Consider the following 21,121-nt stretch of genomic DNA (forward strand, 5'->3'; position numbering starts at 1 on the left):
GAATAGAATGAAAGAGCGAGACATTAAATGAGCAGCTTCTGGAGTTTATGGATAATCGTACTCACCACCATCATGTTAATCGGCACGGTGTGGATACTATTTGCCAATAGGAAAACCAAAAATACCGGTCCTGATGCGACAACGGGTCACGTTTACGACGGCATCGAAGAGTACGATAATCCGTTACCGGCCTGGTGGTTTTATTTATTTGTTATCACCATTGTGTACAGCATCGGTTATTTAATTGCTTATCCGGGTATGGGCAGCTTTAAAGGCGTATTGGGTTGGACCCAGATCAACCAGTATGAAAAACAGGTAGCCAAGGCGGAGCAAAAATACGGCGCTATCTTTGCCCAATACCGCGATATGCCGGTAGAACAAGTGATACAAGATGGTAAGGCCTTAAAAATGGGCCAGCGGATGTTTGCCAATAACTGTGCCCAATGCCATGGTAGTGATGCCCGGGGCAGCTATGGTTTCCCCAACCTGACCGATGGTGATTGGCTCTATGGCGGATCGCCTGAGCAAATTAAAACCACATTAATTCAGGGGCGCTCCGGTGTTATGCCAGCATGGGCAGGGCCACTGGGAGAAGAGGGTATTGTCAATGTCAGCAATTATGTATTGAGTTTAAATGGGCGTGCAGTGGATGCCGATTCCGCCGCTGCCGGTCAGGAAAAATTTGCCATGTTCTGTACCAGTTGCCACGGCGCAGACGGCACCGGCAATATCGCTCTGGGAGCCCCTAACCTGACCAATAATATTTGGTTATACGGTGGCTCGCCGGGCCTGGTGCAGCGAACGCTGCGCAATGGTCGCAATGGCCAAATGCCCAGCCATGAAAAAATATTGTCCGAAGATAAAATTCATCTGCTAACAGCCTATGTCTATAGCCTGTCGCAAACCCCCGCAGAGCAGGAATAATATCTGGACGTAAGAGGTGTTGTTGTTTGAATAAACGTGTCGATAAGCCCACAGAAACCGTTGCTGTAACTGATATTACAGAAGAGTTTCACCCTGCCGGGGTGGGCGAGTTAGACCTTTATCAAAAACGTGAAAAAATCTATACCCGCCGTATCGAAGGTTTCTATCAACGGATTCGCGTCTATACCGGTTGGCCCTTGTTGCTAGGGTATTTTTTATTGCCCTGGTTAAATTGGGATGGCCGACAAGCGGTACTGTTCGATTTACCTAATCGTCAATTTCATATTTTTAACCTGACCTTTTGGCCGCAGGATTTTCCCCTGCTGGCCTGGATGATGATTATTGCCGCCTTTGCTTTATTTACCGTAACCGCATGGGCTGGCAGAATTTGGTGTGGCTATACCTGCCCGCAAACGGTATGGACTGCTATTTTTATGTGGGTTGAACAGTGGTGCGAGGGCAGCCGTAACCAGCGTATTAAATGGGACAAGGCGCCCTGGTCAGTAGAAAAATTTGCCCGCAAGTTATCCAAACATGCTCTGTGGGGAGGCTTTGCGCTGCTCACGGGTTTTAGCTTTGTTGCCTATTTTTCTCCAGCCAGAGAGTTACTCGTTAATCTGGTGACGATTGATTTTGCTGCGCTGCTCAGTTTGGGATTTAATCTGGACTGGTGGGGCTTGGGGATTTGGGAAGCCTCATGGATTATCTTTTTTACTCTGGCTACCTATATCAATGCCGGCTGGTTAAGAGAGCAGGTGTGTATGTATATGTGCCCTTATGCCCGCTTTCAATCGGTGATGTTTGACCAGGATACGTTAATTGTCTCCTACGACTATCATCGCGGCGAATCTCGCGGTGCCCGCAAAAAAGGCGTTGATGCCAGCGAAAAAGGCTTGGGTGACTGTGTCGATTGCCAAATCTGTGTACAGGTTTGCCCCACGGGGATTGATATCCGTGATGGTCTGCAATACGAATGCATCAACTGTGCGCTCTGTATTGATGGCTGTAATTCTGTGATGGACCAGATGGGGTATGAAAAAGGTCTGATTCGCTATACCACAGAAAATTCACTGAACGGCCAGCCCACTAACTTTCTGCGCCCGCGTTTAATTGGTTATGCCGTTGCAGTGGTGGTGATGGTGGCCATCTTTTTTACCTCCATTATTGTGCGTGTTCCCTTAAAGCTGGATGTTATTCGCGATAGAGACCGCTTATATATTCAAACCACCGAGGGCTATATCGAAAATAGCTATACCCTAAAAGTGATCAATATGGATCAGCAGTCCCATCAATATCAGATTAGCTTTAGCGGTCTGGAGGGGGCAAAGATTATTGGTAAAAGCAAGGTGGTGGTCATCCCCGGTGAGCTGAGCGAGTTACCCATTCGCTTAAGTATCGACCCCGCCGACCTGGAAAAAACCAACAACACCATAGAGTTTAATGTGCAGGCTATCGATGGGTCGGATTACGAGGCTATTGCAGAAAGCCGCTTTATAGGCCCGAGAGTTAAATGATGAACACCAAGCCCACAGATATCGTTGTAGAACCCTGGTACAAACAGTTTTGGCCATGGTTTATTTTTCTTCTACCGGCCTCGGTTGTGGTGGCGGGGGTGATTACGGTGATTATTGCCTTTAGGAATGCCGATAGCTTAGTGGCAGATGATTACTATAAAAAAGGTTTGGGGATTAACCAAACTCTGGCAGAAGATACGGCCGCCAGCGATTTAGCAGCAAAGGCCCATATTGACATTGATGCCTTAACTGGTGAGGTTAGGGTCAAGCTGTTGGGTGAGTTTTCAGTACCGCCCACCGACTTAGTGCTGGAATGGATTCACCCCACCAGCCAGAAGCAGGACTTTGCTATGGCCATGAATATAACGCCGACGGCGGAATATGGCGGCCAATTGCAGTCAGCTGTCAGTGGTCGCTGGTATCTGGAGTTATCCTCTCAGCAGCCGGTGGCATGGCGCTTAAAATCCGAAATCGATTTAGGTGCGCCGACTAGTGATAACAGTGAGCGATATCAATTGCTATTAAGCAGCGGCGTGGAGGGCTAATGCCAATTAACCAGCAAGCCAGCCCCGAGTATTGTTTTCACTGTGGTTTAACCGTAACTACCGGTGAGCCATTTTGTGCTGAGCTTAATGGTCAACAGGCCAATTTTTGTTGCCCTGCCTGTAGGGCGGTGGCAATAACGATTGTGGATAATGGCTTAAGTTCTTTTTATCAATTTCACGAAACCAATCAACAAGCCCCCGATGCTCTATGGGATGAAGGTGTCTTTGCTGCCTTCGATGATGACGCGTTCCAACAGCGCTATATTACCCGGTCTCAACAATCGACTGATATGGCTCAGGTGCAGTTATTGATTGGCGGTATGCACTGTGCGGCCTGTGTCTGGTTACTGGAGCAGTATTTACTGAAGTTGCCCGCTATTGAAAAAGTGTCAGTCAGTTTGACCGAGCAAAAAGCGGTGCTGCATTGGCGCTTAAGCGAGTTGCCGCTCAGTGAAGTTTGCCGCTCTATCGCCCTGTTAGGTTATCAGGCCGAACCCTATAGCCAAAACCATTTGCAGGAATTACGCCAGCGTGAAAATCATCAGGCGTTAAGGCGTTTGGGTGTGGCCGGTATCGGTATGATGCAGGTGGGTATGTTTGCTATTGCCTTATATGCCGGTGCCTTACAGAGCATGGCCCTTGAGTACCGGGACTTTATGCGTTGGGTGAGTTTTTTAGTGGCGACCCCGGTGGTGTTTTATGCCGCCCAGCCTTTTTTTATCGGCGCATGGCGGGGCATTAAAATGAAATCCCCCGGAATGGATTTACCGGTAGCTCTGGCCATAGGTCTCGCCTATCTGGCCAGCGTTAAAGCGACATGGCTTGGGGCTGGTGATGTCTACTATGACTCCGTGACGATGTTTACCTTTTTATTATTAAGTGGCCGCTATCTGGAGATGCGCGCGCGACATTTTGGTGGCCGCTTAACCACCGATTTAAATAGTCTGCTACCCAGCACAGTTTTAACCATTGACCCAGCGGGTAATACTCAATCGTTGCCACTATTTAAAGTAGCGCTGGGTGATAAGTTATTGATCAAGCCGGGGCAGGTGATCCCCGCTGATGGTGTTGTTTTAGACGGCTATAGTAGCGTCGATGAGTCACAGATGACCGGCGAGTTTAGTTTGCAAAGCAAAGTGGTAGGAGACGATTTAGTGGCGGGTACCTGCAACGGTGGTGGCACCATGACCCTACGGGTTAACGCTGTGGGCGCAGATCTAAAACTACAGTCCATTAATCAATTACTGCAAACGGCACAATCAACTAAGCCAACTATGGCCCGTATGGCCGATAAATTAGCCAGTTATTTTGTGGTGTCGGTGTTACTGCTGGCCGCGGCCACGTATAGCTATTGGCATATTATCGCTGCCAGTGATCAGGCCTTTTGGATAGTATTATCGGTTTTAGTGGTCAGTTGCCCCTGCGCGTTATCACTGGCAACCCCCGCGGTATTAACCGCGGCGACCAATCGCTTAAGGGACTTGGGTCTATTAGTCACCAAACCCTATGTCTGGGAAAAAATGGCCGCCGTGACCGATATTGTTTGCGATAAAACCGGCACGCTAACTCGGGGTGAATTGGCGATAAGTGCGGTTAAACCCCAGGCCGAACTCTCCAGTCAACAGTGTCTGGATATTGCCGCCGCGCTGGAGCGTTATTCGGAACACCCTATTGCCAAAGCTTTTACCCATAAGGCTCAAGAGGCGCTAGCGGTCAGTGAAATTGAAGTGATACATAGTGCTGGTCTTGAAGGGCATATCAACGGTGAAACCTATCGCTTGGGCCGTGGTGACTTTGCTTCGGCGCTATATGGTTTGCAGCACATCAGTATCCCCGCGGATTTTGAACAGGGCCAATGGCTATTATTAAGCTCAAGCAAAGGCGCCGTCTGTTGGTTTAGATTGCAAGATAGTCTACGGGAAGATGCTCAGGCGCTGGTGAGCGGTCTGCAACAGCAACGGCTCACTGTCCACTTATTAAGTGGTGATGCTTCCGGCGCTGCCGAGCAACTGAGTGCAAGGCTGGGTATAGACCGTTGCACGGCGGGAGCCAGTCCAGAGCAAAAGCTGGCGTATATTCAGCAACTACAAGCTGCTGGTGCCAAAGTATTAATGTTAGGCGATGGTATCAATGATGTGCCGGTGCTGGCCGCAGCCGATGTGTCGGTGGCGATGAGCAATGCCTCTAATCTGGCCAAAACCCATGCCGATAGTATTTTGCTGTCAGGTCATTTAACGGCGGTACTGCAATTATTTAGCGTGGCAAGCACCACCCGAAGCATTATTAAACAAAATTTAGTCTGGGCTTTATCCTATAACCTGTTAGCGATTCCGCTGGCGGCGATGGCAATGATCCCACCTTATCTTGCAGCCATTGGTATGTCTCTAAGCTCTTTAGTTGTAGTGCTTAATGCTCTGAGAGTGCAGCGTAAAGGCCAGCCTGCGGAAAGCGGCAACGATACAGCCAGAGTCTTTAAGGAGGTCGCTGCCAATGGATAGCATTTATATTCTGGTGCCGATTGCTATCGTTTTTACCGTGATTGCCGTGGCCGCATTTTTTTGGGCGGTTAATAACCGGCAGTACGATGATTTGGACGCCTCGGCCCACAGTATCTTATTTGATGATGATGCAGGTCATAGCGAAAAAAAGCCGAGTAGCAGTACAGTAAATACCACAAAGGCCGCGGATGAATGAATTAACACTAACCAGTGCTGTGTTGATTGGTTTGCTGGGCAGCAGTCACTGTTTGGGTATGTGCGGGGGGCTGAGTTCTGTTTTGGGCGTTAATGCCAAGGCCGGTAACCGCAGCCGGATAATCAGCTATAACGCCGGGCGCTTACTGACTTATACCGTGATTGGTGCGGTGGCAGGCTTGATTGGAGAGGCACTGTTAAATACGGTGCCACAAGCGGCGGTGGTGTTAAGAGCGGTGGCCGGTTTATTGATTATTGCCATGGGCTTATATGTTAGCCAGTGGTGGATGGGTTTAACCCAGCTTGAAAAAATAGGTGCCAGGTTTTGGCGATATATACAGCCGTTAACCGGGAAATTGCTGCCGATCAATAACCATCGACAAGCTTTACTGTTAGGTACGCTATGGGGATTATTGCCCTGTGGTTTGGTCTATTCCACCCTGAGCTGGGCTCTGGCTTCGGCACAGTGGCAGCAGTCGGCCATGTTAATGCTGGCTTTTGGTATTGGCACATTGCCCGCAATGTTATCGATGGGTTTTGTGGGAGAAAAAATATTACAGCGCTTACGCCAGCCGGGTTTGCGCCGTATAGCAGGGCTGGTGATTATTGTTATGGGTATAGCAACTTTGTTAACACCTGTGCTGCACAGTGGTCATGAGCAACATGCTGGCCATCAGCATCATGATATGTAGCAGCTGCTTATTGATAGCTTGTTGTTTTGAGTAAACATCGTTATTGCAAAAAACGTGAAAAGATAAATAATAGATAAGGTTGAGGAGAACAATATGATTGCGAATATGTTCGGCCTGTTATTCAGGCCAAAAACACAATGGCAAAGTATTGCTGAGAAGGACCAGTTTTCTTTCCTGCCGGCATTTTTGTATACCGCGGTATTAGCCGCAGTGCCGGCCTATGCCTGGTTTGTGGGCACCACCCAAATCGGCTGGACCGTTGCCGATGGCGATACCATTCGGATGACCGCCGATAGTGCCTCAGTGATTATTGGCTTATTTTACTTCACCATGGTGGCGTCGGTTTGTGTGATTGGGTATATGATCCACTGGATGTCCGAGACCTATGGTACCGATTCCAGTACTGCCAAAGGGATTGCTGTAGCCGGTTTTTCTGCCACCCCACTATTTATTGCTGGCGCTGTTGGTTTTGTGCCGGTGTTTTGGGCGGCGCTATTAATTGGCGTGTCGGCGGTTAGCTATGCGGTTTATCTATTGTATCTGGGTATCCCCATTGTGATGGGTATTCCACAGGAGCGGGGCTTTTTATTCTCCAGTGCCGTTATCGCGTTCTGTCTGGTTATCCTTATCGGCATTATGGGCGGTACCGTGATTATGTGGGATATGGGTGCGGCACCGAGTTTTACCGATTAACTAGTTGAGTGTCAGAAACGGCACAATAGAAATATAAGCAATCGCTGCAATGGCCACAATAATCAACAGATGTTGCAACGGAGCCTGTTTAAACCGTGTCGCCAGTGGCAGTGGTGGCTCACGGTACTGACGCTGACGCTGCTGTTGATACTCCTCCAACAGCGCTCTGCTTCGCTCAAGCTGCTCTTTATCTACCAGCCATAAGGCCGCCACCGAAATTCCCCAGCGGCCAGCATCGGTTTCGTAATAATCAATCTGGTGCTCGTCTAATAACTCCCTGACTTCGTAGGCTTCTTCATCGCTAACGCCATTGAGTTTAAACAGTAGTATGGACATGGTGTGTGTTCTGTATCGGGGCAGTGGCTATTCAGTGGCTATTAGCAGCTATGATAAACCCTTTACCGTGGAAGAACAGAAAAAACGCCGCTGAATAACGGCGTTTGATGCCGGCAATGGTTAAAATTTATAACCGATTGATACCATATATACCCAGGGGTCGATATCCAGATCAGCCTTAACCTTGCCTACGGCCGAGTCAAAGCTGGCTTCAGTTTCAATATCCATCTTCCAAACCGCGGCATTAATCAGCCATGTATCATCCAGTTGATAATCCACCCCAAGCTGTAGTGACAGCCCGACCGAGTCATCAATATCCAGATTGGAGGCCGCTAAACCACCATCGGCAATATCCGCTTTTATCGCTGAGGTTAAGCTTTCATCAAGTACCAGCGTGTAATTGATGCCGATACCCGCATAGGGCTGGATTTTACTGGAGGCATCCAACGGAAAATATTGCAGGCTTAAAGTGGGAGGCAGATGTTCAACGCTGGCGATTTTTGTGCCGTTGGGTAAACCCGGTTGTGCCCCGGCAATACCGCTACCGGTTAGATAGACATCATGGTCAAAGGGCGTGGCCGCTAATAATTCCACGGCAATATTGTCCGTTAACATATAGGCCACAGTCAGGCCTACTTGAGTATCACTGTTCAAACCCAGGCCAGTATCTTGCACCTTACCGCCCAATGCTTCTACGCTGATTAAGCTACTACTTTCATCCGGGTCAACGGTTGCCGCACCAACACGGGCAATCCACTCGCCTTGTTGGTGGCCCATTACCGTAAGCGGTAAAGCGCTCACAAGAAGGCCTGGTAGGATGACTGCTAACATTTTTTTGTTCATTACTTACCCCTAAATATCTATGGTTGAGTAAGAATACCCCTGTTTTTAAAGCTTGGAATTGATATGGATCAGAACAGATACTTATTCCGAGAAAGGGTTATACACGGGGCGCGGGCAAAAAAAAGCCCTGTTAAAAACAGGGCAATAGTTGAGTTACATTAAGAGACGAGGAGTATTAAAACGGTCTTGGTAAAGTGCGGCATTGCGCTGAAATCGTTTTCACTAAACGATCACCCAGCTCCGGGCCATAAAATTCATCAGCCATATTATTAGCGGGGTCACGCTCACAAATATTGCGGCGAATAATATGATCGCGCTGGGCTAATTGCTCACGAATTTCTACCGGTGTTTTCGGTGCTTCATCCACCCACTGTAACCAGCGGTCCAGGCGGTTTAAATACACCTCGCGGATTTTGTCATAGACTTCATCTTCCGGTTCGGCGCTATAGCCGATGGCGGTAGGTGTAATCGCAAAACGGGTATAGCGGTCACGGCTAACAAAGGGAGCAAACCGTGGGTCTTCAGCAAAGGCCAAAAATTCTTCGTTCACTTCGGTATAAAACTGGTCAACATAATCCACATTGGACCAGGTATCTACCCGCGGAATTAAATCGTTGTACATAAACAGTTTTGGAATAGTCCCCAGTGCACAGCCAAAGTTAGGCACCAGCGTTTGTGGGCCCAGAGTGATGGTAATGTGCATATTGCTAAAGCCCTTGCTGGTATCGCCACACCATGAGTGCACATACCAGTCAATCTCTGGGCCAGCGTAGACTTCCGTATTGCCGGTAATGCCGGTAGGGGCGGTATAGTTAATCAGATCATCACAGCAGGGGTCGCGCTGCAGTTCAAAACGATCAGTAATCTTTTTGTGCATCTCGTCCATAATGCCCCAGAGGCGCTGAAAGCTCTCGGTAGTATCAGTTGAGGGTGCGTCTTTCCAGATATCAATAATTGGAGTAACGATACGGTTGGCTTGCTGAGTCATAGTTGTTTCCTCTTTCAAAACGCTCTAACGGATAAGTTGCTGCCTGTCTTTTGTCTATTGATATAACTTTATATCTTTTAAGGCAAATGCAGCTTGAGCTTTATTTGATCTGGCGCAAGAAATGGGCTGAGAAAGCCTGCTTTCGCGCCTTTTGAGACCGTAAGAGCAGTGTAACCGGGGCCGGGTAGGCTGTGTGAAAAACAGGCACTAAGTATGATTTACATCAACTACAGGCAGCTATGTCGGCGGTCATAGGAAGTAAATGCCCTGGTTATTAGTGATGGTTATTGGCCAAGCCCGGCCCGCTGATGAATGCTATAGTTTGCAGCCTAACAAGCCTTATGGGTTCGCCAATGTCACTCACATTTAATCTCAGCCTTATTGCCGACCGCGGAGGCAATCTTTGCGGTGAAGACCGTTTTAGCATTGAAGCCTGTGCTGCCTGCCAGGGGCAGTATTTGTTTAACCAGGAATTAAAAGACGTCTATTTTGACCCTGAAGATTTAGCCCGTCATTTTTTTAAAATCCCCGGTATGGATTTACCCCCCTGTGGTTATTGTGGGGCGGTGATTTGGGATTTTGCTGACGTCTCGCCAGACCAGACGAGTGCCCAGGCTGGCCCTTGGGCCTGGGCGCTGAAGAGTCGAGTATTTACGTTTAATGATTGAAGCTTTGTTATCACCTTCTCACGCTTATTATAGTGTTAACCGGGCTGACATTTATCCGCCGATAGCCACCGCCAAGCTTTCCCCAAATACCCTCTGCCTCTAGCGATTTTGCCCTAATCAAGGTATCGTAAGCAGATAAAAACCACCCTCAAAAAACACAGGTTTTCTGATGCACGAACAACGCCGATATATGCGTGATACCAGCCAGGCGCTGGTAGAGTTAAGCCACCCCAGCTTTGGTATGGTAGAGCTAAAAGCCAGAGACTTATCCGACGGTGGCGTATTCGTTATGTTAGGCAATCATATCGCTCCACCGATTGGTACTGTGGTCAAAGCACGGATCAAACGCCATACCGGAATTATCAATCAGGACCCCATCGATATGCAGGTTGTTCACCACCAGTCTGGTGGTATGGGCTTGATGTTTGTTTAAAAGAATTTATAGGGGATAGCGATGAAGTGCCATGAAGTCGATTATGAAATTATCGGCCATGATATGCAGATGGTTGAAGTAGAGCTAGATGCTGGCGAAACCGTTATCGCGGAAGCGGGCGCGATGAACTATATGGAGCAGGGCATTAGCTTTGACACCAAAATGGGTGATGGCTCTAATGCTGACCAGGGTGTGATCAGCAAATTGTTTAGCGCAGGTAAACGAGCGATTACCGGTGAGTCGTTATTTATGACCCACTTTACCAATAACGATGCGGCTAAGCGGCGTGTATCCTTCGCTGCTCCTTTCCCCGGCTCCATTGTCGCCGTCGATTTATCCACCACCGGAGAACAACTGCTATGTCAGAAAGACTCATTTCTGGCAGCAGCGCTGGGCACCCAAGTAGATATTGCTTTTAACCGCCGCCTTGGCAGCGGCTTTTTTGGCGGCGAAGGTTTTGTGCTACAGCGAATGCAAGGTGATGGTATGGCCTTTATGCATGCGGGGGGTACGGTGGTGCGTAAAGAACTAAAAGGCGAAAGCCTTTATCTCGATACCGGTTGTCTGGTCGCCTTTAGTTCCGGTATCGACTACGACATCAAAATGGTGAGCGGCTTAAAAAGTCTGTTTTTTGGTGGTGAGGGTATGTGTCTGGCGACATTGACGGGCACCGGTTCCGTCTGGATACAAAGCCTGCCCTTTTCCCGCTTGGCGGATCGAATCATTGCTATGGCGCCTAAACTCAATGGCCGCCAGCAAGGTGAAAGCTAAAACCATTGTCGCTAGCCGACAATTACATTGATAGATATAAGAGCAATAATGTTAAACAAAGAAAACCAACAGACCGCAGCGAGTTCTGCAACCGATACTGCAGCTAGCACTACGACCAAAACGATCACGGAGAACCTTGATATTCAGCAGGCTTTGTCCAGCGAAAGTATTCTGCTCGAATGTTTGGATGATCTGTTAAAACAGCACTGGAATCTGGGGCAAAATATTTTGTTATGCTGGCGTCTGGATACTGATGGTATCCAAGTATTGCCCGCCCCCCATTATTTTCTCGGTCGCTTTTCTGCCAGCCTGGGTGATTGTGCGCCGGTCGATCGTCTGGATGCACTCAATGGTAGTTTTATCCGAGAGCTTATTTCAGGCTCAAGATTATTATCGGCGGAAGATTTTGATGGCGCGGTTAGTCGCCTGCGACTTGAACCCGTCAAAGTCAAACTGCCTGCTGCCTTGTCGGCAGATTCGGATACCGTAGCGGCGGTCGATAGCCTTATCCAGCGCTATAGTATTAACTATGTAAAAAGCCGTGCGGTATTATTATTTGATATTGTAGATTTTTCTCTGGTCTCATCGTTCGAGCAAACCAGCCAGCTTAATAGCCTGTCTTACTCACTTAATTCAGCCCATAGTAAATTGCTGAAGCGCAATATCGATATTAACTTTTCCAGAACCACCACGGGTGATGGCTATTATGTCTGGCATCAGCACGATAGCCCCCGGGCCAATCTGGAACTCTTTGAATTTATGATTTTAGTGGTGGCGGATAATGCGCTGGCACAAATGGCAGCGGCGGGGGCCAGTAGTGGCCAGGTAGTACCTAAAATCAGAACCGGTTTTCATATTGGCAGCCACTTTGAATTTTTTCAGGTGGAAGGGCTAAGCCCCGGCATGAACAGCTTTATTGTGGGGGATGTCACGATTGAGTTATCCAGAATGCTGGATTTGGCGGGTACCGGGCAGATATTTATTGGCGATTTTGATACCGTGGTGCCAACTTCAAGCCGTGAGGAGGCCTATCTGATTGCCGCGGATAGCCAGCGATTTGTAGAGCGGGCCGTGAAGCAAATGGATGGTTTAACCGGTACTACACTGTCCGATGAAACCATTGAAAGTATTCACTGCTTTTTGTCCGGTGAATCCGGTGCATCCGGTGGCCAAACAGTGAGACGTTTTCGGATAACCGATAAGCATGGCCGTTCTCGCAACGTCTATAATCTAAGGATTAATATTCGCACGGCTAACAGGCCAGTGATGTTGGGTTTACACGACAGTGAATTACCCAAAAAGCATACCCGACGCAAGGCCGATGTACGGGGCAATCAACGAACCAAAGCCTTTCAGGGCCTGCGTTCTAAACCCAGTGCTTCAATCGCAGTATTTGAAGACTGACGTCGTCAAGATCACGGATACTATTTTATGGTTCAAGTTCACCGATTAACGATGGACGTTAGCGGTTCAATCGATGTTACTGACCCGGCTGCGGTCAGTGATGCCGTGCTGGCTATTTTCCAGAGCCGCTATCCGGGGCAGGACTTTAGTTTAATCGAGCGTATCTACCGCGATTTTGCGGCCTTGTACCGCGGCGAACTTGCGGGTTTTTTGGCTTGCGATACCAGCTACCACGATATTCAGCATGTGCTGGATGTTAGCCTGGCGATGGCGCGCTTACTGGATGGCTATGAACATAATCAGCCCGCGGCCGAGCAGCTAGGGCCAGAGCTTGCGCTGACTGGCTTAATCGTCGCTTTATTCCATGACTCCGGTTATATCCGCCGCCATGACGAAACCGATATCCAGCATGGCGCTGAATATACCAAAATCCATGTGAGTCGCAGCGCGCAGTTTATGGCGGAATATCTGCCCAGTATTGGTCGCGCTGATATTGTCACCATTACTGGCAAATTAGTGCACTTTACCGGTTATGAATTTAGCCCTGATCAAATCGAACTGGATAATGACAAGCAGCGCATAGTGGGTAGCTTGGCAGGCACTGCCGATGTGATTGCGCAAATGGCCGACCCCGCCTATCTGGAAAAATGCCGCGACCGTCTATACCCTGAATTTCAACTGGGCGGTATGACTCACCAACAACTATCTGATGGTAGCGAGCAGGTGGTATATGCCTCCGCAGAAGACTTATTATTAAAAACCCCCGGCTTTATTAAGAGCACCATTACCCAGCGTTTAGATGGCCACTTTAAGGGTTTGTACCGTCATGTTGAAGCTCACTTTGGCGGCCCCAATTTATATATGCAGGCGCTGGAAAATAACTGCCGCTATTTGGAAGACCTGATAGCCAAAAATGATCCGTCGCTACTTAGCGGTTCATCACTAAGGCCTTAATACTCAGTGGCTAACCACGATGCCTCAGAGCCTTTAGCCGTGCAGCAAAGCACCCGGCAGGCCGAGCAGTCGCAACAACTGGCCAGGCAACTGCAACTCCCTCTGGTGGATGAAACCGCCGCTGAAAACTTTCCCTATGTGCTGTGTTATACCGAGCAGGGTTTGGCCATTGCGCAAACCGGTCGTAAAGCCGCTGGCCCTGTTATTGTTGATTTTGCCGGGGGTGGTTCCGAACATCGTCGTCAGCATGGTGGTGGAGAATTGATTGTTAAAGCCGTGGCAGGTAGTAAGAAAAACCGAGCAACCGTGTTAGATGCCACCGCAGGTTTGGGGCGCGATAGTTTTGTACTGGCCAGCAGAGGCTACCCGGTCACCTTATGCGAGCGCTCACCAGTGGTTGCTGCGATATTACGTGATGGTTTAACGCGGGCCGGTTATTCAGAGGATAATGAGCTATTAGCTATTATAGAACGCATGCAATTGCAGACGATGGATGCCATTAGCTATATGCGTACCTTGAATGAAGAGTCCGCACCTGATGCTATTGTGATTGACCCCATGTTTCCTGTCTCGAAAAAATCTGCCTTAGTCAAAAAAGAGATGCGGGCTTTTCATTATGTGGTGGGCCCCGATCAGGATAGTGCAGAACTGCTAGAGCAGGCACTGGCAACGGCAAGGCATCGAGTGGTGGTTAAGCGGCCCAAAAAAGCGGAATGTTTAGCGGGAGTAAAACCGAATTTTTCGGTTGCTGGCAAAGCGATACGTTTTGATATTTATAGTTTGCGCGCCTATGGAAAATAATAGCGGGTTTAACAAAAAACTGATACTGCCTATAGTGGCAGGCCTTGTTCTGCTGTTAATGATAAGTACGGGGCTGGCCTCATTAAAATTATTCGCGGCCAATTATTTAGCCGATACTGGTGAGTACCAACAGCTTGAAAAAAGCTACGGCGATAAGCCAGAGCTGGTACTCGATATTTATTCCTCGAAGGATAATATTACCAATAAACCGGTGGTGATTTTTTACTATGGTGGTTGCTGGGGGGCATGTACAGACCTGAGCAAACAACATTATCGCTTTGTAGCGGAGTCTTTAGTTTCACTGGGTGCAGTGGTTGTTGTACCTGACTACCGGCGCTACCCTGATGTCATGTTTGCAGAGATTATTAAGGATGCAGCTTTAAGCGTGCAATGGGTTGGCGATCATATCGGTAGCTACGGTGGTGATGCCGATAATATTTTTTTAATGGGGCATTCTTCCGGTGCGCATTTGGCGGCGATGTTAACTTTAAATCAGAACTATCTTGGCAAGCGGGATTACTCGCGTTTACAGGGGCTTATTGGTCTGGCAGGGCCCTATGACTTTTTACCGTTGACCAAGGCTTATCAACAAGCCTTGTTCGCACCAGAGCAAAGCTATGCCCAATCTCAGCCGATCAATTTTGTGGATGGCGATGAGCCCCCCTTATTGTTGCTCTATGGCATGGCGGATAAAACGGTAAAGTTCAAGAATCACAAAAACTTATCGGCCAAAGTTCAGCAAATGGGGGGCGATGTTCAAATACACATCTATAAAGAACTGGATCATAAGGGGCTGTTGGCCGCCCTCTCTATTCCCCTGCGCAACCAGGCGGCGGTAAGAAAGGATATTGGTGCGTTTCTTTACCGCTAGTCGCTACGATTAAGGCTGTCGGGTTCACTTTAGCTGCCAACTGGTGCTATAGTGCAGGTAAACAAGCTTGAAGAACCGGAGTCTGAAAGTGCGTTACCTTAGCCTAGTAAAACCTGTGGCCATGCTATTGGCCGTCCTGCTCACTTCCATTGCCAGTGCTGAACCTCGCAGTATGCGACTGGGTGGGGTGATTTCTGATTCTACACCTCCCCATAGCTGGGTTGACCCGTGTACGGGGCAGCTGGATGGCAGTCTCCACCATTTGCTGAGGGAATTTTTTGAGCAACAGCGGGGCATTAAGCTGTTGTATAATCCTGCTAAGAAAGAGCGAGACCTTCCTTGGGCCAACCTGATTGGTCAGTTGTCTGATGGCGCTATCGATGCCCTGATTGCTGTTCCCGCCTTACCCAAATTACCTGCTTTAGCTTATTCCGAGCATGCCGTGGTGTTTTCGGATCAAGCTGTGGTTTATCTTAAGACCAGACCGGTTGATACCTCCAATACGGCAAAGTGGCGTGAGAAGCGCGGCCTGATTGCCACAATGGGGCAAGAGCCTTCTTCCAATGCGAATTATTTATTGGCAAAGCATAATGGCCTGGTATTTCGCGAGACATTTTCTGTAGATCAGAGCATTGACTACCTAATTACAGGTAAAGGTGATTATATTATTACCGGCTATTATCGTGCTCGCGGAAATCTATTGCGACGGAAGATGGCTAACGACTTTGTCTTTGAGACGTTCCGTAATCCGTCAACCGATTATCACTTTGCTGTTAAGGCGCGTTCTGAATGGGAAGATGATGTGGATGCTTTTTCAGATTACTTGAAAGGGCATTATGACAGCGGAAAAATTGAATATTTAAATAATAATTACTTAAAAAAGTGGCTAAACAGTTCCGGCGAGTGTGAGAAGTAGTGGGGCCGTTACCGGGACAGCTAAATACCTAATAAGGCCTGTTGAATTAGTATGTCGATTAGGGCCGCCACAATTTGCTCGTAGTTCAGCTGATTGTCGCCATTTTCCATGGCCAATTGCTTAGCCTGGCTAATAATTCGTTGCTTCTCGATCGGCGTTAAGTTGTCGTAGCGAGCAAAGATATCATCAAGCCCACGGGGGTCATTACAGTAGCTGCGCATTTGCGCATCACAGCTGGCACTGCGTTGGCTGCGGCAATATAGCTCGGCCTGATTTTCACAGTAGTTAGAATATTTACGGGTAAGAAACTGGGCAATCTTTTTATCTTGCAGATTATTGCGCACCGAAGAGCGTCTGGCGATGGCCTGCATTTCTTCCATGCTGCGAGGACGGTACTTTTTATCTAAAAATTCCGGGTCTTCACAGCGGGGGTCATCGCCGCAGCGTTCCAGTGCATATTTGCGCCAGTTTGTGACCTGATCACAGTCGAGCTTATACTGCTGCTGGCATTGCTGCTCACTGAGTGCTGGCTTAGCTGCCGGTTCATCTTCGGCAATACTTAGGGTAGCCAATGGCTCGTCCAAAGTGGTGCCTGGTTTGGGTTTGCTCGGCGGTGGAGAGTAATAATTAATGGTGTTACCGGAGGGGGTAGACTGGGCCTTGCTGCTGGTTTTCTGGTCGCTATAGACGGTGCTGCCATCGCTATCTTTCCAGCTGTAAACGTCGGCCTGGGCCGCAGTGCTGGTTAGCATAAGGCAGGTTAGTGCAAAGGCGGTGGATACAATCTTTAACATAATCGGTAAATCACTGTTTATTTGCTTGTTATTATAGTCGTTATTTACCATTGTGGGCGGCTTTGGGTTTCTCATCCATGCAGTAATATTGGCCGTTCAGTGGTCAAACTGTGAAATGGCTCTCGCTTTATTCACTCTCTGCCGCCAACACCCCTCATAAACAGGGGCTAAACAGGAACTTTATATGTTTACCAGAGCACTGCTGTTACTGATGTTATCGGGGGTGGTCCTCTCAAAAGAGCCGCTATGGGTGGCTAATTTCTCCGTGCCAAGTCAGGGTATTGAGGCGTTTAAGCAAAAAGGCTTTGTGGGTAGAACGGATTACCAGTTGGTCACGCTGGATGGCCGGCAGGTGTTAAAGGCAAACAGCCGTAAAAATGCCTCTGCCCTGTATCGTGAAATGGAGATTGATCTGGTGGATACGCCTTATTTAAACTGGCAATGGCGGGTTGAAAACACTCTGGTGATAGCAGATCAGCGCATTAAAGCCGGGGATGATTATGCGGCGCGGGTCTATGTGGTGGTTAAGCAAGGTATCTTCCCCTGGCAGACAAAAGCGCTGAATTATGTCTGGTCGAACAATCCCTCGAGTGATGCCTTTTGGCCCAACCCTTTTACTGATAATGCGGCGATGATTCCGGTGAGGTCAGGTATGGCCGGGTTGAAAAAATGGCAAACGGAGCGGGTTAATGTAGCTGAGGATTTTTACCGGGCTTTTGGCGAACGTATTGATAGAGCCCATGGCGTTGCTATTATGTCGGATACCGATAATAGCGGTGGCAGTGCCGAAGCCTATTTTGGCAATATATTTTTTAGCCAGTAGTCTGCCCGTCAGCCAAGCGCTTAGCTTCAAGCCAATTTTTCGAGCAGAGCTAACAGACCATCGCGCTTGATGGGTTTGATAATCACTTCATTCATACCTGCTTGCAGGCATTTTTGTTCGTGCTCGCTTAATGCATGGGCCGTTAGCGCCGATATATAAGTCGCCTCAATAGCGTTTTCTTGTTCCCACTGACGAATGGCTTTAGTGGCTTTATAACCATCAAGCACAGGCATTTCACAGTCCATTAAAATCAGGTCGTAGTGGTTTGGCTTGTCGGTATATTCTTTAAGCGCCTGCTCACCATCGTCGACCAGGGTGATCGCCTGCCCCAGTGACGATAGCAGTGATTGGATTACCAGTTGGTTGGTACTGTTATCTTCGGCCACCAGAATGTTGTATTGCTGGCTGTATTTTTCCAGCGGGGCGGTGGTGTCCGGAGAAGAATGATCATAGCCAGTAAGGGCTTCAATAATTTTATTCTCTACATCCAGAATATCAGCTGGGATAAACAAAAAATAAGCCCTTGCCGACTGCGTCCAGTCTTCTTCAAACTCGCCATAATTGGAGCGTGATATCACAATGGGAATATCCATGCTTATACACTGCTGTAACAATTCCGGTAATAACTGGCCGATATGATCACTGGTCATCACGATATCAACATCATTGGCATTTAGCGGTGGTAGCTCTTGCTCAGTAATATACAGGGTAGCTTCCATACCGATGCTATTAAAGTGAGCTGTGAGATTTTTACCGTGGCTGGCATTGGAAAAAATAACCGCGATTTTTTTGCGCTTCAGTTTTGCTCGTTGTTGGTTGAGTTGTTGTTGGCGTTCCACATCCAGTTTAGCGTTTAGCGTAAACCAAAAGGTAGAGCCTTGGTTGGGGGAGCTGCTGACACCGATATCGCCACCCATCAGCTCAATCAATTGTTTAGAGATGGATAGCCCTAAGCCGGTACCGCCCTGGCGGCGAGTTGACGATGCATCCGCCTGCTCATAGGGGGCAAATAAACGTTTTTGGCCTTCATTATCAATCCCTATCCCCGTATCAATCACGCTGAATTTTAATCTCTGGTAGCCATCGTTAGCTTCACCAAGAGGCTTGCATTCCAGTGTGATGGCGCCGTTTTCAGTAAATTTAAAGGCATTGGATAGTAAGTTATTTAATACCTGTTTTAAGCGCAATTGATCACCGATCATAAACACCGGTAACTGGCTGTCGATATCAATAGTAAATTTTATCTTGGGGTTGGTATTGATGCCCTGATAAAGCGCACCGATATAAGCAAAAATTTGCCCAATAATAAAACTCTCATTATTGATCTTTAGTTTGCCCGCTTCAATTTTAGAAAAGTCCAGAATATCGTTTACAACATTTAGCAGACTATCCGCTGAACTTAATAAAATATCGGCATTGGCTTTCTCGGCTTCATCTTTGGCATTGTCTCTAATAATTTGCGCCATACCTAACACCCCATTGATGGGTGTGCGGACCTCGTGGCTCATATTGGCCAGAAAACGACTTTTCAAGCTGGAAGAATCAACCGCGCTTTTGGCATCGGCAATGGCTTCTACCTGTTTTTCTTTTAGCGATTGTATACGGTTGGCCAGTGCAATCGAGAGCAAGACCAGGTTGGCAATTAAGCCGAGGCGGGTTAGTTCCATATAGTCAGCAGCAACCTCGATCTGGTTGCCATACAGAATGGAAAAAGCACCCAGCAATGCCATCACCCAATAGCAAAGAAAGGCGATCACATAAATACGAGCGTGAGTCTCTTTGGTCAGCCAGGCAAAAACACCCAAAATCATTAGGGCGGGATAAAGTATCAGGCATACCAATACTGAGCTATCGCGGATAACTTCACGCTCCAGAAATAAGCCGCTCACTGATAGTGTTAGGGTGGCGAAGAACAGTAGCAATAGAAGTTTATCCAGCTTGGGGTACAGTTCCTTAGTTTGTAGAAAACCTCTGGAAAATAAGACTAAGCCGGCCAGCCCCGGTGCAATAGACCACCATAGCAAAATCCCAATATCAAAACTGTCGGGTACAATCTGCTCGAAAAATGGATAGCCAATTTCATCATGGAAAGAAAAGAAAATACCCGCAAATAAAACATAGACCGAATAATATAAATAAGGTTTTTCTTTAGTATAAATAAACAGAAACAGGTTATAGAGCGCCAGGCTGAGGGTAATGCCGGCGGTTAAATACGCAATCGCCAAATGATTGCTAAGCAACTTATAGAGCGCTGTTGCCGGGTAAAGCTTTAAGTGCTCTAATTTGGCGGGTGTTATTTCTGCTGGTAATTCCAGATAATAGGTGGCGTCACTGTTGGGCGGTATATCAATGGGCAGGCTAAAAAACCGCAGGCTATGGGCCTGCCTTATCATGGTTTGCCCGGATAACCCCTGACCCTTTTTATACAGGGTAGCGTTTTGAAAAAAAGGGCTTTCTCGGGATAGCAATGAAAAATACTGCGTGTGGTCGCTGACATTGCTTAGGGTGAAGCGCAGCCAGAAAGGATGTTTGCCATCGGTTTGTATCTTGTTGAGTGAGCCAATGGCCTGAAAGTTGTGATCTTGTTGACGGACTTCTGCGCTTGTGAGTGTTTCACCGGGTATCAGTATCAAGGAACGTTGGAATAGCCGTTCTCCGCTGCTGTCCTGCTCAGCTAAAAGGGGGCTGCGCTTAGCCCACTGACTGGCAGCGCCATCAACAGAGCCAGCAGCAGAATTCGCATCAGATCAATGGGCAGCGTTGTCCGTGTTTCCAGAGTGGTGTCCATGATATCTCTATCGTTCGTTATTATCTTATCAAGCATAGTAGATAGCCCGTAAAACGCGTGATTGCTCTATGTTCCGGTGATTGGGGAAGATTTGCAATGCTTGATAATGATTCTTACTAATACCTGTGTTGTTGTTATTTTGTCAATTAATAAAACCTTTCTTCTTAACTTGTTTGTTTTATACTCAAATAGTCATGGCTAACAAAGGAGCTAAGCGTTGCCGATTGCTTTACATTGGGAGACCCCGTCACTGTTATTGATTGAATATACCGGAGAGGTCACCGGAGACGAGGCTCTGGACGCCACGCTGGCGATGAGTAATGACAAGTGTTATGAGTCTTTAGAGACCATTATTGTGAATGGTTCTGCTTTGCATAAAACGGTCGTGAGCGAGCAGGATATTGAGAAAGTAGCCGCTGTGTCGGTAGCTCAATCAAAAAGCAAACCCACTATGAAGGTAATTATGATTATGGGGCAGGATGAAGCCTCACAATCGCTGGCGGCGTTCTATCAATTTCTTATGCATGACACCGGTTGGCAGATTGAATTAGTGCATACTGAAAGCGAGGCTCGGGAGCGCTTAAACAGCCCCTAATCAGCCCCGAGTCAGCCCCTAAGCCCCGCCTTTTAAGGGCTTATTGGATCTTAACAAAAGTAAATAAATTCGAAG

22 protein-coding genes are annotated in these 21,121 nt (G+C 47.9%); 17 read left to right on the forward strand and 5 right to left on the reverse strand.

Annotated features, from left to right (window positions below; all coding sequences use genetic code 11):
- The first annotated feature begins 27 nt into the window (after positions 1-27).
- The 7 genes from ccoP to BST96_RS11845 all read left to right on the forward strand — a co-directional run bounded on the left by ccoP (position 28) and on the right by BST96_RS11845 (position 7,061).
- Positions 28-924, forward strand: coding sequence for a cytochrome-c oxidase, cbb3-type subunit III (gene ccoP / locus BST96_RS11815; protein WP_085758905.1), 897 nt, complete (start codon positions 28-30; stop codon positions 922-924).
- Between the two features lie 26 nt (positions 925-950).
- The gene (gene ccoG, locus BST96_RS11820) at positions 951-2,438 is read left to right on the forward strand and encodes a cytochrome c oxidase accessory protein CcoG (protein WP_085758906.1); all 1,488 of its coding nucleotides are present in this window, start codon (positions 951-953) and stop codon (positions 2,436-2,438) included.
- A complete protein-coding gene (locus BST96_RS11825) occupies positions 2,435-2,983 on the forward strand; it encodes a FixH family protein (protein WP_085758907.1) in 549 nt (182 codons plus the stop codon). Before ccoG ends, BST96_RS11825 begins: the two co-directional genes overlap by 4 nt.
- Positions 2,983-5,481 (forward strand): heavy metal translocating P-type ATPase, encoded by a 2,499-nt coding sequence (locus BST96_RS11830; protein WP_085758908.1) that lies wholly within the window; start codon positions 2,983-2,985, stop codon positions 5,479-5,481. Before BST96_RS11825 ends, BST96_RS11830 begins: the two co-directional genes overlap by 1 nt.
- The gene (gene ccoS, locus BST96_RS11835) at positions 5,474-5,677 is read left to right on the forward strand and encodes a cbb3-type cytochrome oxidase assembly protein CcoS (protein WP_085758909.1); all 204 of its coding nucleotides are present in this window, start codon (positions 5,474-5,476) and stop codon (positions 5,675-5,677) included. Before BST96_RS11830 ends, ccoS begins: the two co-directional genes overlap by 8 nt.
- Positions 5,670-6,368: a sulfite exporter TauE/SafE family protein gene (locus tag BST96_RS11840; RefSeq protein ID WP_085758910.1), complete on the forward strand. Its 699-nt coding sequence runs from the start codon at positions 5,670-5,672 to the stop codon at positions 6,366-6,368. The genes ccoS and BST96_RS11840 overlap by 8 nt, the downstream gene beginning before the upstream one ends.
- Before the next feature lie 93 nt (positions 6,369-6,461).
- Positions 6,462-7,061, forward strand: coding sequence for a Yip1 family protein (locus BST96_RS11845; RefSeq protein ID WP_085758911.1), 600 nt, complete (start codon positions 6,462-6,464; stop codon positions 7,059-7,061).
- On the opposite strand, the gene BST96_RS11850 is transcribed toward BST96_RS11845, so the two are convergent.
- The 3 genes from BST96_RS11850 to BST96_RS11860 all read right to left on the reverse strand — a co-directional run bounded on the left by BST96_RS11850 (position 7,062) and on the right by BST96_RS11860 (position 9,228).
- Entirely contained in the window at positions 7,062-7,397 is a 336-nt protein-coding gene (locus tag BST96_RS11850; RefSeq protein ID WP_085758912.1) for a DUF6164 family protein, read from the reverse strand.
- Positions 7,398-7,517: 120 nt separating this feature from the next.
- Positions 7,518-8,198 carry an OmpW/AlkL family protein gene (locus tag BST96_RS11855; protein WP_240554793.1) on the reverse strand — a complete coding sequence of 227 codons (681 nt, stop codon included), beginning with the start codon at positions 8,196-8,198 and terminating at the stop codon, positions 7,518-7,520.
- A 217-nt stretch (positions 8,199-8,415) separates the two neighbouring features.
- Entirely contained in the window at positions 8,416-9,228 is an 813-nt protein-coding gene (locus tag BST96_RS11860) for a hypothetical protein (RefSeq protein ID WP_085758914.1), read from the reverse strand.
- 353 nt (positions 9,229-9,581) lie between these two features.
- Between BST96_RS11860 and BST96_RS11865 the strand changes: the two genes are divergently transcribed.
- The 8 genes from BST96_RS11865 (at position 9,582) to BST96_RS11900 (ending at position 16,046) form a co-directional block, all read left to right on the forward strand.
- Positions 9,582-9,896, forward strand: coding sequence for a fibroblast growth factor (locus BST96_RS11865; RefSeq protein WP_085758915.1), 315 nt, complete (start codon positions 9,582-9,584; stop codon positions 9,894-9,896).
- A gap of 169 nt (positions 9,897-10,065) precedes the next feature.
- Entirely contained in the window at positions 10,066-10,329 is a 264-nt protein-coding gene (locus BST96_RS11870) for a hypothetical protein (protein ID WP_085758916.1), read from the forward strand.
- Between the two features lie 21 nt (positions 10,330-10,350).
- Complete coding sequence (locus tag BST96_RS11875; RefSeq protein ID WP_157117935.1) at positions 10,351-11,100, forward strand: TIGR00266 family protein; 750 nt, start codon at positions 10,351-10,353, stop codon at positions 11,098-11,100.
- A 48-nt stretch (positions 11,101-11,148) separates the two neighbouring features.
- Positions 11,149-12,504, forward strand: a complete 1,356-nt coding sequence (locus BST96_RS11880; protein ID WP_085758918.1) for a hypothetical protein — start codon at positions 11,149-11,151, stop codon at positions 12,502-12,504.
- Positions 12,505-12,531: 27 nt separating this feature from the next.
- Positions 12,532-13,458: a hypothetical protein gene (locus BST96_RS11885; RefSeq protein WP_085758919.1), complete on the forward strand. Its 927-nt coding sequence runs from the start codon at positions 12,532-12,534 to the stop codon at positions 13,456-13,458.
- 6 nt (positions 13,459-13,464) lie between these two features.
- Positions 13,465-14,259, forward strand: a complete 795-nt coding sequence (locus BST96_RS11890) for a class I SAM-dependent methyltransferase (RefSeq protein WP_085758920.1) — start codon at positions 13,465-13,467, stop codon at positions 14,257-14,259.
- Positions 14,249-15,130, forward strand: a complete 882-nt coding sequence (locus BST96_RS11895) for an alpha/beta hydrolase (RefSeq protein WP_085758921.1) — start codon at positions 14,249-14,251, stop codon at positions 15,128-15,130. Before BST96_RS11890 ends, BST96_RS11895 begins: the two co-directional genes overlap by 11 nt.
- An 88-nt stretch (positions 15,131-15,218) precedes the next feature.
- Positions 15,219-16,046, forward strand: coding sequence for a substrate-binding periplasmic protein (locus BST96_RS11900; protein WP_085758922.1), 828 nt, complete (start codon positions 15,219-15,221; stop codon positions 16,044-16,046).
- Between the two features lie 20 nt (positions 16,047-16,066).
- On the opposite strand, the gene BST96_RS11905 is transcribed toward BST96_RS11900, so the two are convergent.
- The gene (locus BST96_RS11905) at positions 16,067-16,891 is read right to left on the reverse strand and encodes a DUF4124 domain-containing protein (RefSeq protein ID WP_169713976.1); all 825 of its coding nucleotides are present in this window, start codon (positions 16,889-16,891) and stop codon (positions 16,067-16,069) included.
- A gap of 133 nt (positions 16,892-17,024) precedes the next feature.
- Between BST96_RS11905 and BST96_RS11910 the strand changes: the two genes are divergently transcribed.
- Positions 17,025-17,663, forward strand: coding sequence for a DUF3047 domain-containing protein (locus tag BST96_RS11910; RefSeq protein WP_085758924.1), 639 nt, complete (start codon positions 17,025-17,027; stop codon positions 17,661-17,663).
- A gap of 26 nt (positions 17,664-17,689) precedes the next feature.
- Here the strand turns inward: BST96_RS11910 and BST96_RS11915 are convergent, their stop codons facing one another.
- Positions 17,690-20,296, reverse strand: coding sequence for a hybrid sensor histidine kinase/response regulator (locus tag BST96_RS11915; RefSeq protein ID WP_085758925.1), 2,607 nt, complete (start codon positions 20,294-20,296; stop codon positions 17,690-17,692).
- Positions 20,297-20,668: 372 nt separating this feature from the next.
- On the opposite strand from BST96_RS11915, the gene BST96_RS11920 reads away from it, so the two are divergent.
- Complete coding sequence (locus BST96_RS11920) at positions 20,669-21,046, forward strand: hypothetical protein (protein WP_085758926.1); 378 nt, start codon at positions 20,669-20,671, stop codon at positions 21,044-21,046.
- Positions 21,047-21,121: the final 75 nt, after the last annotated feature.

The sequence above is a fragment of the Oceanicoccus sagamiensis genome (genome assembly GCF_002117105.1).
Classification (GTDB): Bacteria; Pseudomonadota; Gammaproteobacteria; order Pseudomonadales; family Dasaniaceae; genus Oceanicoccus; species Oceanicoccus sagamiensis.